Annotated in this window: 12 protein-coding genes; all 12 read left to right on the top strand. The window is 41.2% G+C overall.

From position 1 onward, the window contains the following. Positions 1–136: 136 nt before the first annotated feature. The 12 genes from C4S54_RS05465 to C4S54_RS05410 all read left to right on the top strand — a co-directional run bounded on the left by C4S54_RS05465 (position 137) and on the right by C4S54_RS05410 (position 13,541). A complete protein-coding gene (locus C4S54_RS05465; RefSeq protein WP_103868629.1) occupies positions 137–1,165 on the top strand; it encodes a LacI family DNA-binding transcriptional regulator in 1,029 nt (342 codons plus the stop codon). A 197-nt stretch (positions 1,166–1,362) separates the two neighbouring features. Then, positions 1,363–3,021: an ABC transporter substrate-binding protein gene (locus tag C4S54_RS05460; RefSeq protein ID WP_160110687.1), complete on the top strand. Its 1,659-nt coding sequence runs from the start codon at positions 1,363–1,365 to the stop codon at positions 3,019–3,021. Positions 3,022–3,093: 72 nt separating this feature from the next. After that, positions 3,094–4,008 carry an ABC transporter permease gene (locus C4S54_RS05455; protein ID WP_103868627.1) on the top strand — a complete coding sequence of 305 codons (915 nt, stop codon included), beginning with the start codon at positions 3,094–3,096 and terminating at the stop codon, positions 4,006–4,008. A 21-nt stretch (positions 4,009–4,029) separates the two neighbouring features. Then, the gene (locus C4S54_RS05450; RefSeq protein ID WP_103868626.1) at positions 4,030–4,926 is read left to right on the top strand and encodes a carbohydrate ABC transporter permease; all 897 of its coding nucleotides are present in this window, start codon (positions 4,030–4,032) and stop codon (positions 4,924–4,926) included. A 10-nt stretch (positions 4,927–4,936) separates the two neighbouring features. Continuing rightward, positions 4,937–6,445 (top strand): alpha-N-arabinofuranosidase, encoded by a 1,509-nt coding sequence (locus tag C4S54_RS05445; RefSeq protein ID WP_103868625.1) that lies wholly within the window; start codon positions 4,937–4,939, stop codon positions 6,443–6,445. Between the two features lie 323 nt (positions 6,446–6,768). Further along, on the top strand, positions 6,769–7,299 hold the full coding sequence (gene hpf, locus C4S54_RS05440; protein WP_103868624.1) for a ribosome hibernation-promoting factor, HPF/YfiA family: 531 nt from the start codon (positions 6,769–6,771) through the stop codon (positions 7,297–7,299). A 211-nt stretch (positions 7,300–7,510) separates the two neighbouring features. Next, positions 7,511–8,698, top strand: a complete 1,188-nt coding sequence (locus tag C4S54_RS05435; RefSeq protein ID WP_103868623.1) for an acetyl-CoA C-acetyltransferase — start codon at positions 7,511–7,513, stop codon at positions 8,696–8,698. Between the two features lie 20 nt (positions 8,699–8,718). Continuing rightward, entirely contained in the window at positions 8,719–9,513 is a 795-nt protein-coding gene (locus C4S54_RS05430; RefSeq protein ID WP_103868622.1) for an enoyl-CoA hydratase-related protein, read from the top strand. Between the two features lie 41 nt (positions 9,514–9,554). Then, complete coding sequence (locus tag C4S54_RS05425) at positions 9,555–10,430, top strand: 3-hydroxyacyl-CoA dehydrogenase family protein (protein WP_022773790.1); 876 nt, start codon at positions 9,555–9,557, stop codon at positions 10,428–10,430. 46 nt (positions 10,431–10,476) lie between these two features. Continuing rightward, positions 10,477–11,637, top strand: coding sequence for an acyl-CoA dehydrogenase (locus tag C4S54_RS05420; protein WP_022773791.1), 1,161 nt, complete (start codon positions 10,477–10,479; stop codon positions 11,635–11,637). A gap of 35 nt (positions 11,638–11,672) precedes the next feature. Next, complete coding sequence (locus tag C4S54_RS05415; protein WP_022773793.1) at positions 11,673–12,464, top strand: electron transfer flavoprotein subunit beta/FixA family protein; 792 nt, start codon at positions 11,673–11,675, stop codon at positions 12,462–12,464. Positions 12,465–12,491: 27 nt separating this feature from the next. Beyond that, the gene (locus C4S54_RS05410) at positions 12,492–13,541 is read left to right on the top strand and encodes an electron transfer flavoprotein subunit alpha/FixB family protein (RefSeq protein WP_103868621.1); all 1,050 of its coding nucleotides are present in this window, start codon (positions 12,492–12,494) and stop codon (positions 13,539–13,541) included. The last annotated feature ends 140 nt before the right edge of the window (positions 13,542–13,681 follow it).

The following is a 13,681-nucleotide window of genomic DNA, read 5'->3' as shown; positions in this document are numbered from 1 at the left end:
GCAAGCTCATATTGTCACTTCTTTTTATTTATGCATTTCTCATTTTGACACAAAATTCAAAATATTGTACAATAAATAAAACGATTAACCCCTCATAAATTGAGGAAATAGCATTAAAATATATACGGAGGTTAATATGATAACCTTAAAAGATATCGCAAAAGAGTGTGGCGTATCCACTGCTACTGTATCCAATATATTAAATGGCAAAAATAAAGTAAGTGAAGAGACCAGAAACAGAGTTCTGAAGGTAGTTAACGAAAGGGGCTATAAGCTAAACTACGTAGCCCAGGGGCTTAGAAAACAAAAGACCCAGACTATTGGCGTAATAGCAGAGGATATAGCCCAGTTCACGACTCCTGAGATCATAGAGGGTATCATGGAGGTATGTGAGGAGAGAGGTTACAGGACCATAGTTCAGAACCTCCGTCTCTATGCCAGATGGCAGGACCTGTGGTTTGACAATGACAAGATGTATTACTCTGTTATGAACCCTGCAGTGCAAGAGATGGCTTCCATCAGAGTTGATGGAATAGTATATGTTGCCGGCCATGCCCGTAAGATACATCGCTTCCCTAACGACAATCAGATACCTTCAGTTCTTGCATATGCTTACTCTCAGGAAGAGGAGGTTCCATCTGTAGTAATAGACGACGAAGAGGCCGCAAGAGTGGCTGTTGATTATCTTATAAAAAGAGGACATACCAAGATCGGCGTTATGGCGGGTGAACAGGAAAACATCCACACCAAGCTCAGAATCCTTGGCTATCAGAAAGCTCTTTATGATGCAGGTATTTTGTACAATCCTGAACTTGTGACATATGCCGGTTGGGGGAAGGAGCTTAGTTATAATGCAGCAGAAGCTCTTTTGCAAAAAGATATCACTGCAATATTCAGCATGAGTGACAGAAATGCCGGAGGAATTTATAAATATCTCTTTGAACATGGTAAACAGGCAGGCAGAGACATTTCTATAATAGGATTCGACGATGAGATGATCTCGGATTTCATGACTCCCGGACTTACCACTATGAGGATCGATCTTCTTGGAATCGGCAAAAAAGCCATAGAGATGCTCTTTGACAAGATGGAAGGCAAGGAAGTATCAAGAGAGATCAAGATGCCTTGTCGATTGATAGAAAGAGCCTCTGTTAGCAATGTATGAAAATGGTTAAACGATTAAACACTGTGAAAAATGCACAGTAAAGCAATATATAAATCATACTTTATTAACAAAATGCACATCTAATCATTGAAAATATGTTGACAACTCAGGTTGAGTTGTCTTATATTTTAATCATCAAGTTAATCGATTAACATAAAACAGAATAATGAATATCAGTTGCAAAGATGGAGGATGCTATGAAAAAGAAAATTGCTTCTTTATTACTAAGCGCAACAACTGCAGCTATGATCTTCAGCGGATGTGGAAGCGCGGCAACACAGACACCTGCTCAGAGTGATACTCAGACTACAAAGCAGGAAGCTACTGAGCAGTCAAATGCAGAGCAGAAAGATGACGGGGGAAGCAGCGAGGCTGCGTCAGATAAGGCTGCTCAGGCTATAGCAGACAGAAAAGCCAAGGCTGAAAAGGATGGCAAGTACGAGAAGGTTGTTATTGCATTTTTTGACTGGACAGGAAGACCTGCGGGTCTTGACAGGATCAACGAAGCATTGTCTGCTTATACAGAAGAGACCCTTGGTCTTGATGTAGAGCTTATGATCATAGACTCAGCTGCATATGGAGAAGATATGAAGCTTATGCTTTCATCAGGTGAGCAGGTAGATCTTTTCTCAACATGTATCCTGGGATATAACCCATCAATAAATAATGGTTATGTTCTCGACCTTGAAGAAGATGGAATGTTTGATGATTACTGCAGCGGAATAAAGGAAAAGATAAGAGCTGATTACCTTGATGCCTGCAGAGTTGGCGGCGTATTATACGGAACACCTCCAATTAAGGACTATGCTATTGAGACAGCTGCTGTATGTGTAGGTCAGGAATATCTTGATGCTATCGGATACGATGTTACTGCACTGCCAACAGGTGAGCTTGGATATCCAAAGGCTACATGGGATGATATCAATGATATTTTCACACAGCTCCATGCTCAGTTCCCTGACAAGTATGTAATGGCTATTCAGGACAATGAACTAACACAGGGAAGCTCAGTTGACAATATTGCAGGTGATTATTTCGGAACACTTCTTGACCCTCAGAACTCACTTAAGATTGAAGATGTATATGCATCTGATACTTTCAAGGAATGGGCTCAGAGAGCTTATGACTGGAATCAGGCAGGATTCATTTCACAGGATGCTCTTACAGATACAACAGGTGCTTCTGCAAAGGTTAAATCAGGAGCTTACATGGCTATGATGGCTTGCAGTAAGCCTGGTTACAAGACTCAAATCTCAGGTGAGTGCGGAAGAGATATGGTTGTATTTGATGTTGGTGAGAGCTTTATGAGTTCTTCATCAGTATCATCATTCCCTTGGTGTGTTAACCAGAACACAGAAGATCCTGTAGCAACAATTCAGGTTCTTAATGCCCTTTATACAGATTCAACAATTGAAACTCTTATGTGTTGGGGACAGGAAGGAAAAGAGTTTAAGGTTAATTCTGACGGAACTATTTCCTACGCAGATGGCGTAGATGCCAATAATTCTGAGTACTATCCAAATGTTCTCTGGCTTATGCCAAACCCATATGTAACATATGTATGGGAAGGTGATCCGCTTGATCTTGGACAGCAGATCGCAGATTTCAACGACAATTGTACATGTAAGTCAAAGGCTCTTGGATTTACATGGGATAACACAGACTATGCATCTGAGTATACAGCACTTAAGAATGCATATGATGAATTTGGACCTAAGGTAGTTTACGGTTTTGTTGATCCTGAAACAGGAATTGCAGAGCTTGAGCAGGCTCTTAAGGCAGCAGGACTTGATGACTACATGGCTGGAAAACAGGCAGCTCTTGATGCTTGGGCAGCTGAGAACGGAATTAACTAAGATCTTTTAAAGAGCTCCGGCTATCGGGGAAGGATAGCCGGGGCTTTTATAGCATTTGGGAGCGAAAAACGTATGAAAAATAAAAGGAAAAACTTTAAGAGGTATATTCCTCTTTATGTCATGGCTTTTCCGGGCTTGCTCTATCTTTTTATAAACAATTATCTGCCATTGCCCGGACTTATTCTTGCTTTCAAAAAGTTTAATGCCAAGAAAGGAATATATGGTTCTCCCTTTGTTGGCTTTAAGAATTTTAAATATCTTTTTGCCACAAAGGATGCCTTTGTAATCACGAGAAATACTATTCTTTATAATCTGGTGTTTATTATCGTTAATACCATTATGGCAATCTTTGTAGCGATTCTTCTGGCAGAGATGACTTCCAGGATAAAAAAGGCTTATCAGTCATTTATCCTGTTGCCATATATGATCTCCATGGTAATCGTAAGTTATCTTGTATTTGGTTTTTTATCCACAGAAAACGGATTTATCAACAATTCAATATTAAAGCCATTGGGGATGGACCCTGTCTCCTGGTATATGGAAAAGAAATACTGGCCCTTTATCCTTGTGTTCGTAAGTGCATGGAAGGGTGTTGGCTATAACTGCGTTATCTATCTGGCGAGTATTTTAGGAATAGACAGAAGCATCTATGAATCTGCGTCAATAGACGGTGCATCCAAGTGGCAGCAGATCTTCAAGATAACTATTCCTCTTTTGAAACCAACAATTGTGATGCTTACTCTTTTGGCAATTGGAAGAATATTCTACTCGGATTTCGGGCTCTTTTATCAGGTGCCTCAGAATCAGGGAGCACTGTTTAGCGTGACAAATACAATTGATACCTATGTTTACAGAGGACTTTTGGAGCTTGGTGATATGTCCATGTCCTCGGCAGCAGGTCTTTATCAGTCGCTTGTTGGATTTATTTTGGTTCTTGGTTCTAATCTGATCGTGAAAAAGATAGACCCGGATTATGCATTATTCTGAGCATTAAAGGGGTGAGTGACAATGAGAACAAGAGAAGAGAGAAACTTTCAAATATTTGCGCATGTTGTGATGATCATATTATCGCTCCTTGCTGTGGTTCCGTTTGTGCTGCTGGTTATTTCTTCATTTACGGACAACGATGTACTTATTGCTAACGGATATTCTTTTACTCCGGCAAAATGGAGCACCTATGCGTATGAATATATTTTTAAAACAGGAAATTCAGTAGTTCATGCCTATGGAATATCGATAGTGCTTACCTTGGTGGGAACAGCGCTGGCTCTTTCCATCACAACGCTTTTGGCCTACGCTCTTTCAAAACCTGATTTGCCATTTAGAAGTGTCCTTTTATTTCTGGTATTCTTTACACTTTTGTTTAATGGCGGACTGGTTCCGACTTACATCGTGTATTCCAATATGCTGAACATTAAAAATAGTTTTTGGGCACTTTTAGTTCCGGGGCTTTTGATGAATGGCTTTAACGTAATGCTGATGAAATCATATTTCTGCAGCAGTATACCGACTGAGATTCTAGATGCAGCTTACATTGACGGCGCTTCTGAATACAAGACATTTTCGAGTGTGGTATTGCCTTTGTCAAAACCAATAGTGGCTACAATAGGTCTTTTTGCAGGAATTGCATATTGGAATGACTGGATGAACGGATACATCTATCTTACAAAGAGAACTGACCTGTATTCTGTTCAGAATCTTCTTAACAGAATGATGCAGAACATCCAGTATCTGTCACAGAACAGCGCAAGAGTGCAGGATGCGGGAGTTGGTCTTGCGTCCATTCCTTCAGTTTCAGTTCGTATGGCCATGGCCACGGTTGGCGTATTACCTATACTTGTATCATATCCATTTATTCAGGGAAATTTTGTGAAAGGTATAACTCTTGGTGGAGTTAAGGGTTAAAAGGGGAACGATGAAATTACATATTAACGAGAACAGAAAATTAAGTCATATTGAGCCTGAAGTTTATGGGCACTTCAGCGAGCATCTTGGAAGATGTATATACGGAGGCCTCTATGTCGGTGAGAATTCTCAGATAAAGAATGAGAACGGCATGAGGAAGGACGTTGTGGATGCACTAAAAGAGATAAAGGTGCCGGTACTTAGATGGCCGGGAGGAAACTTTGCTGATGAGTACCACTGGATGGATGGTATCGGCCCCAAGGAAAAAAGAAAGAAAATGATCAACACTCATTGGGGCGGAGTGATTGAGGATAACAGCTTTGGCACACATGAGTACTTTGAACTTTGCAAACAGCTTGGGTGTAAAACATACGTAAATGGGAACGTTGGAAGCGGAACCGTAAGAGAAATGAGCGAATGGGTGGAGTACATGACATTCGACGGTGTTTCACCTATGGCGGAGCTCAGAAAAGAAAATGGTCATGAAAAACCATGGACTGTGGATTACTTTGGCGTTGGCAATGAAAACTGGGGATGCGGCGGAAATATGACTGCAGACTATTATGGCAACAAGTATAGGAATTATCAGACCTATGTGCGCTGCTACAATGGAAATAAGCCTATAAAGAAAATTTGCTGCGGCCCAAATGCCGATGATTATAAGTGGACAAGTGAAGTTATGGAAGTGTGCTTCAGACATCCGGCACCAGCAGCTGCCCACGGTTTTATGGATGGGCTTTCTGTTCATTACTATGTTGTTGTCAACAATTGGGAGCACAAGGGAAGCGCAAAAGAGTTCTCGAAAGAAGAATATTACAGGGCCATGAGAAAGGCTGTGTACATGGATGAGATCATTACAAGAAATGACCATATCATGTCTGAGTACGATCCTGAAAAGAAAATTGCGATGCTGGTAGACGAATGGGGTTGCTGGCACGATGTGGAAGAAGGAACAAATCCGGGATTTTTGTATCAGCAGAATTCAATGCGCGATGCACAGGTGGCAGGCGCTACCCTTAACATCTTTAACAAGCATTCAGACAGAGTAAAGATGGGATGTCTTGCCCAGATAGTAAATGTACTTCAATCGGTGATCCTTACAGAGGATGACAAGATGGTTCTTACACCAACCTATCATGTATTTCATATGTTCCGCCATCATCAGGATGCAGATCTTTTGGAAAGCTACCTTGAGGGAACAGAAAGAATAGGAGAAGGCGAAGATACAGCAGAGAATGTAAATGAATCCGTTTCTGTGGATAAAGATGGAATTGTGACAGTTACTTTGAACAACATCGATGTGGAAAAAGAAAACATTGTGGATATCGATTTTAGAAATTCTTCGATTGGTGAAGTTACAGGAACAATCCTTTCAGGAAAAATGGATGATTATAACAGCTTTGATGACCCGGAAAAAGTTATGGAAAAGAACTTTGAAAACTTTGAAAGCAGCGGAAATATGCTTAAAGTAGCCCTTCCACCATGCAGCCTTGTTTCCCTGAGGATAAAACTTTCCTAATTTCTCCAATGTGCACATAAAGCCAAAAGTCAACATAAATTAATAAATATTTTATAGTTTGTTTATAAAAAGTTATCCACAGGATGCTTTTTAAGAATGGCTATTTTTCGACTTATACACGAACTTATCCACATTGTCCACATAAAGGGTGTTTTGCAAGTGAATTTTACACAATAGAAAGCAACAGATATTTTTTTGTGCATTATTGCTAAAATGAAGTTGTTTATAAAAAGATTAGGATTCAAAGTGTGTTATGTGTTGGATAAATTGTCAGATAAATGCTATAATATGTTATACATTTTAGTAGCAAAGGGGATGATTGCATGAAATTTACAATCGTAGGAAAGAACATTGATGTTACACCAGGGCTACGTGCAGCAGTAGAGGAGAAAATTGGTAAGCTTGAAAAGTATTTTACTCCTGATACTAATGCCAACGTCACACTAAACGTCGATAAGGAGCGACATAAGATTGAGGTGACCATTCCTGTAAAAGGCAAGATCATTCGTGCTGAGCAGATCAGTAATGATATGTATGTTTCAATCGATCTTGTTGAAGAAGTTATTGAGAGACAACTTAAGAAGTACAAGAGCAAGCTTGTTGATAAGCAGCAGGCAGAAGCCAGCAACTTCAAAAAAGAATACATTGAGAGTGAATACGTTGATGATGATGAGATCAGGATCGAACGTATGAAAAAATTTGATCCAAAGCCAATGTATCCGGAAGATGCCTGTGTACAGATGGAACTTTTAGGACACAATTTCTTCGTATTTGTTAACGCTGAAACTGATCAGGTAAGCGTAGTTTATAAGAGAAAAGGAAACACATACGGAATAATTGAACCTGAAGTGTGAACTTGTTAATTAAATAACAATTCGTTAATTTAATATCAATTTATTGAGATTTTATAAAATAGCTCCCTGAGGGGAGCTATTTTTTATTGCATTTGACTATATGGTGTGCTAAAATTATTCTGTTCTGATAAAAATTTATCAAGCGATTCTAAAGTCAAAACTAAATAAAATATGGACATAGACATGTCCCAAAAAACGGAGGTAATACTTTATGGCACAGAAAGTAGTTTTAGCGGGTGCAGTGAGAACAGCTATCGGCAAAATGGGTGGAGCCCTCAGCAACACTCCTGCAGCAGAACTTGGTTCAATCGTAATCAAAGAGGCACTTAACCGTGCAGGTGTTAAGCCTGAGATGGTTGACGAGGTACTGATGGGATGCGTTATCCAGGCTGGACTTGGACAGAACGTAGCAAGACAGGCTTCAATCAAGGCTGGTCTTCCAATCGAGACTCCTGCAGTTACAATCAACGTAGTTTGCGGTTCTGGTCTTAACTGTGTCAACATGGCAGCTGATCTTATCAAGGCTGGCGAGGCTGATATAGTTGTTGCTGGTGGTATGGAGAACATGTCTATGGCTCCTTATGCACTTCCTAATGCACGTTTCGGATATCGTATGAACAACGGAACAGTTGTAGATACAATGGTAAACGATGCTCTTACAGATGCTTTCAATCACTATCACATGATGATCACAGCAGAGAATATCTGCGATAGATGGGGACTTACAAGACAGGAACTTGATGAGTTCTCAGCAAACTCACAGCAGAAATGTGAGAAGGCTATGGCAGAAGGCAGATTCAACGACGAGATCGTTCCTGTTCCTGTAAAGGTTAAAAAGGAAATGGTTGAGTTCAAGGTTGATGAGGGTCCTCGTGCCGGCACAACAGTAGAGACACTTTCAAAACTTAAATGCTGCTCTGGTAAAGAGGGCGGACTTGTAACAGCTGGTAATGCTTCAGGTATCAATGATGGTGCTGCTGCAGTAGTTGTTATGAGCGAAGAGAAGGCAAAAGAACTTGGAATCAAGCCTATGGCTACATGGGTAGGCGGAGCACTTGCAGGTGTTGAGCCTGAAGTAATGGGTATCGGACCTGTTGCAGCTACAAAGAAAGTTCTTAAGAAGACAGAGCTTTCACTTGATGATATCGATCTTATCGAGGCTAACGAAGCATTCGCAGCTCAGTCAGTTGCAGTTGCCAAGGACCTTGGATTTGATATGAATAAGGTTAACGTTAACGGTGGTGCTATTGCACTTGGACACCCTGTTGGAGCGTCAGGATGCCGTATCCTTGTAACTCTTCTTCATGAGATGCAGAAGAGAGAAGATGCAAAGAAAGGTCTTGCAACACTTTGCATCGGCGGCGGAATGGGCTGCGCTACTATAGTAGAGAAGTACTAATTTAATAGGGGGAAAACAAAATGGGATTTGTTAATTGTGAGTTAAAAGACAACGTAGCAATCGTTACAATCAATCGTCCTGAAGCACTCAATGCTCTTAATTCACAGGTTCTTGATGACCTTGCTGCTACATTCGATGCAATCGACACAAATGTAGTAAGAGCAGTTGTTCTTACAGGCGCAGGAGAGAAATCTTTTGTTGCCGGTGCTGACATCGGAGAGATGAGCACACTTACAAAGGCTGAAGGCGAAGCTTTTGGTAAAAAAGGAAATGATATCTTCCGCAAGATCGAGCAGTTCCCTGTTCCTGTAATTGCTGCAGTAAATGGATTTGCTCTTGGTGGTGGATGTGAGATCTCAATGAGCTGCGATATTCGTATCTGCTCAGAGAACGCTATGTTTGGTCAGCCTGAGGTTGGTCTGGGAATCACACCTGGATTTGGCGGAACACAGAGACTTGCTCGTCTTATTGGTGCAGGAATGGCTAAGCAGCTTATTTACACAGCTCGCAATATTAAGGCTGATGAAGCTCTTAGAATTGGTCTTGTTAATGCAGTTTATCCACAGGAAGAGCTCATGGCAGCTGCAGAGAAGATGGCTTCTCAGATCGCAGCTAATGCTCCTATCGCTGTTCGTGCATGCAAGAAAGCAATCAATGATGGACTTCAGACAGATATAGATGAAGCAATCGTTATCGAAGAAAAGCTCTTTGGTTCTTGCTTCGAGACAGAGGATCAGAAAGAAGGAATGGCTAACTTCCTCAGAAAGAAAGATGATCCTGCAAAAGTTAAAGTTGTAGCTTTTAAAAATACCTAATTTTTCATAAATAAAAAAATTTTTTTTAGGAGGATTTTAAAATGAAGGTAGCTGTTATTGGCGCAGGTACAATGGGTTCAGGAATTGCTCAGACATTTGCTCAGGCTGAGTCTGTAGAGAAGGTTTATCTTTGCGATATCAAGACTGAGTTTGCTGAGGGCGGATTTGCAAAGATCAAAAAAGGTCTTGATAAGCAGGTTGCTAAGGGAAAGAAAACTCAGGAAGAAGCTGATAAGATCATCGGCAAGATCCAGACAGGTCTTAATGACATCTGTGCTGATGCTGATCTTGTAGTTGAGGCTGCTCTTGAAGTTATGGATATCAAGAAGAACCTCTTCAAAGAACTTCAGGACAATATCGTAAAGAATCCTGATTGTATCTTTGCATCAAACACATCATCTCTTTCAATCACAGAGATCGGTTCAGGTCTTGCAAAGCCTATTATCGGTATGCATTTCTTTAACCCAGCTCCTGTTATGAAGCTCGTTGAGGTTATCCAGGGTGCTAACACTCCTGATGACATGGTAGAGAAGATCAAGAAGATCTCAGAAGATCTTGGAAAGACACCTGTACAGGTTAATGAAGCAGCAGGATTCGTTGTAAACAGAATTCTTGTTCCTATGATCAACGAAGGTATCTTCGTATATTCAGAAGGTGTTTCAGATATCCAGGGTATCGATACAGCTATGAAGCTTGGATGTAACCACCCTATGGGACCATTAGAGCTCGGCGATTATATCGGACTTGATATCGTTCTTGCTATCATGGACGTTCTTTATTCAGAGACAGGCGATTCAAAGTATCGCGCATGCCCACTTCTTCGTAAGATGGTTCGTGGTAAGAAGCTTGGCGTTAAGACTGGAATTGGTTTCTACAACTATGCAGATGGAAACAAGGTTCCTACAGATCGCGCCTAACTACATTATAGATTTAAATGATTAATATGATTCGGAGGAAAAAATAATGGATTTTCAGCTTGATCAGCAACATGAAATGGCTAGAGCTCTTTTCAAAGAGTTTGCAGAAAAAGAAGTTAAGCCACATGCAATAGACGTTGACGAGACAGAAGTATTCCCTAGGGAAACAGTTGCAAAGATGCAGAAATATGGATTCATGGGTATTCCGATTCCAAAGGAGTACGGTGGACAGGGTTGTGATCCTCTTACATACGTTATGTGTGTAGAGGAGCTTGCAAAGGTTTGTGGTACAACAGCAGTTATCGTATCTGCTCACACATCACTTTGCTGCGATCCTATCATGACTTATGGTACAGAAGAACAGAAGCAGAAATACCTTGTACCTCTTGCTAAGGGTGAGAAGCTTGGTGCTTTCGGTCTTACAGAACCTATGGCTGGTACAGACGCTCAGGGCGTTCAGACAAAGGCTGTTCTTTCAGAAGATGGTAAAGAGTGGATCCTTAACGGTTCAAAGTGCTTTATCACAAACGGTAAGGAAGCTGATATTTATATCATCATCGCTTACACAGATATCGTAGAAGATAAGAAGGGCAGAAAACAGAAGAAGTTCTCAGCATTCATCGTTGAGAAAGATACTCCTGGATTCACTTTCGGAACAAAAGAAAACAAGATGGGTATCCGCGGTTCATCAACATATGAACTTATTTTCCAGGATTGCCATATCCCAGCAGAGAACCTTCTTGGCGCAAGAGGAAAGGGATTCCCTATCGCTATGCACACACTTGATGGTGGACGTATTGGTATCGCTGCTCAGGCACTTGGTATTGCTGAGGGCGCCCTTGACAGAACAGTTGAGTATGTAAAAGAGAGAAAGCAGTTCGGAAGATCTATCGGAGCATTCCAGAATACACAGTTCCAGCTTGCAAACATGGCTACACAGTGCGAAGCTGCTAAACTCCTTGTTTACCAGGCTGCTGATGCAAAGAAGAATAAAGACTACTATGGCGTTGAAGCTGCAAAGGCAAAACTCTTTGCTGCAGAAGCTGCTATGGATGTAACTACAAAGGCTGTACAGCTTCACGGTGGTTACGGATACATCAGAGAGTACGAAGTAGAGCGTATGATGCGTGATGCTAAGATCACAGAGATCTACGAAGGTACATCTGAAGTTCAGAGAATGGTTATTTCCGGAGCATTACTTAAGTAATCAGTTAGCGAAGAAAAATATAAGGAGAAAATACAATGAAAGTAGTTGTTTGCATTAAGCAGGTCCCTGATACAAAGGGCGGCGTTAAGTTCAAACCCGATGGAACATTGGATAGAGGTGCAATGCTCGCTATCATGAATCCTGATGACAAAGCAGGACTTGAGGCAGCACTTAGATTAAAAGATCAGTATGGAGCAGAGGTTACAGTTCTTACAATGGGACTTCCTAAGGCTGATGCTGTTCTTAGAGAAGCTTTTGCTATGGGCGCAGACAAGGCAATCCTTGTCACAGATAGAGTACTCGGCGGCGCAGATACATGGGCAACATCTTCTACTATTGCTGGAGCACTTAGAAATCTTGAGTATGATCTTATCATCACTGGCCGTCAGGCTATCGATGGAGATACAGCTCAGGTTGGTCCTCAGATTTCTGAGCACCTTCACCTTCCTGTAATCTCATATGCAGAAGAGATCAAAGTTGATGAGAAGGCTCGTACTGTAGAAGTAAAGAGACAGTTTGAAGACAGATATCACATCGTAAAGGCTAAGATGCCTTGCCTTGTTACAGCTCTTTCTGAGCTCAATGAGCCCAGATATATGACTCCAGGCGGAATTTTCGATGCTTTCGAAAAGGAAGTTACTGTTTGGGGAAGAGCAGATCTTAAGGACGTTGACGATTCAAACCTTGGTCTTAAGGGATCACCTACACAGATTGCTAAAGCTTCTGATAAGGTTAAGAAGGGTCAGGGAGAAAAAGTTGCTCCTGATTCAGCTGAAGAAGCAGTAGATTATATCGTAGGTAAGCTTACAGAAAAGCACGTCATCTAATATTTTTAATTGAAAAGGAGAAAAGTCATGTCTTTAGAAGAATATAAAGGTGTATTTATATTTGCTCAGCAGGTAGACAATGAACTTTCAAGTATCGCACTTGAACTTCTGGGCAAAGCAAAGAGTCTTGCAGAAGACCTTGATGAGAAAAAAGTTACAGCCGTACTTCTTGGTAGTGATGTTAAGGGGCTTGTAGACAAGCTTGCTGAGTATGGCGCAGATAGAGTTATCGTTGTTGATGATCCTGCTCTTAAGGATTACAGAACAGAACCTTATACACATGCTCTTGCATCTGTAATCGATGAGTTTAAGCCTGAGATCCTTCTTGTTGGCGCTACAGCTATCGGAAGAGACCTTGGTCCTAGAGTATCATCAAGAGTACATACAGGTCTTACAGCTGACTGTACAAGTCTTGATATCGGTGATTTCCCTCTTGAGCCTTCACCAGTTAGAGAGACAAAGCACAAACAGCTCCTTATGACAAGACCTGCATTTGGTGGAAATACAATCGCAACAATCGCTTGCCCTGATTTCCGTCCTCAGATGGCTACAGTTCGTCCTGGTGTTATGCAGAAGATCGATCCTATCAAGGGTGCTAAGGCAGAAGTTGTTGAATTCAATCCTGGATTCGAAGAGAACGACTGCTACACAGAAATCCTTAAGATCGTTAAAGAGGCTTCTTCAGTTGCTGATATTCAGGCAGCTAAGATCCTTGTATCAGGCGGCCGTGGAGTTGGCAGCGCTGAGAACTTCAAGATTCTTGATGATCTTGCAGAGGCTCTTAATGGAACAGTTTCCTGCTCACGTGCAGTTGTAGATTCAGGCTGGAAGCCAAAGGATCTTCAGGTTGGACAGACAGGTAAGACAGTTAGACCACAGCTCTACTTCGCAATCGGTATTTCCGGAGCTATCCAGCACGTTGCAGGTATGGAAGAGTCTGATATCATCATCGCTATCAACAAAGATGAGAATGCTCCTATCTTTGACGTAGCTGATTATGGTGTAGTTGGAGATCTTAACAAGATCGTTCCTGCTCTTACAAAGAAGATCAAGGAAGCTCTTGCAGCAAAGAACTGATAAATTGATCATTAAAGGCCGGTGCCATTTTGGTGCCGGTCTTTTTTCTAGAAACTAACAGGAATCACTGGATGATAAAATGCTAAAAAACAAATTATATTACGTTGAGTGTGCGTTATTAAAATGATAAAATAGAAGTG

This window comes from Butyrivibrio sp. Su6, from assembly GCF_900108105.1.
Taxonomy (GTDB): Bacteria; Bacillota; Clostridia; order Lachnospirales; family Lachnospiraceae; genus Butyrivibrio.
Note: the sequence above shows the minus strand (reverse complement) of the source record. Positions and strands in the feature narration are given on the sequence as shown.

Bases quoted from the DNA above. Each gene is read 5' to 3' on its own strand.
- C4S54_RS05465 (WP_103868629.1), top strand. From the start codon at position 137: ATGATAACCTTAAAAGATATCGCAAAAGAGTGTGGCGTATCCACTGCT.
- C4S54_RS05460 (WP_160110687.1), top strand. From the start codon at position 1,363: ATGAAAAAGAAAATTGCTTCTTTATTACTAAGCGCAACAACTGCAGCT.
- C4S54_RS05455 (WP_103868627.1), top strand. From the start codon at position 3,094: ATGAAAAATAAAAGGAAAAACTTTAAGAGGTATATTCCTCTTTATGTC.
- C4S54_RS05450 (WP_103868626.1), top strand. From the start codon at position 4,030: ATGAGAACAAGAGAAGAGAGAAACTTTCAAATATTTGCGCATGTTGTG.
- C4S54_RS05445 (WP_103868625.1), top strand. From the start codon at position 4,937: ATGAAATTACATATTAACGAGAACAGAAAATTAAGTCATATTGAGCCT.
- hpf (WP_103868624.1), top strand. From the start codon at position 6,769: ATGAAATTTACAATCGTAGGAAAGAACATTGATGTTACACCAGGGCTA.
- C4S54_RS05435 (WP_103868623.1), top strand. From the start codon at position 7,511: ATGGCACAGAAAGTAGTTTTAGCGGGTGCAGTGAGAACAGCTATCGGC.
- C4S54_RS05430 (WP_103868622.1), top strand. From the start codon at position 8,719: ATGGGATTTGTTAATTGTGAGTTAAAAGACAACGTAGCAATCGTTACA.
- C4S54_RS05425 (WP_022773790.1), top strand. From the start codon at position 9,555: ATGAAGGTAGCTGTTATTGGCGCAGGTACAATGGGTTCAGGAATTGCT.
- C4S54_RS05420 (WP_022773791.1), top strand. From the start codon at position 10,477: ATGGATTTTCAGCTTGATCAGCAACATGAAATGGCTAGAGCTCTTTTC.
- C4S54_RS05415 (WP_022773793.1), top strand. From the start codon at position 11,673: ATGAAAGTAGTTGTTTGCATTAAGCAGGTCCCTGATACAAAGGGCGGC.
- C4S54_RS05410 (WP_103868621.1), top strand. From the start codon at position 12,492: ATGTCTTTAGAAGAATATAAAGGTGTATTTATATTTGCTCAGCAGGTA.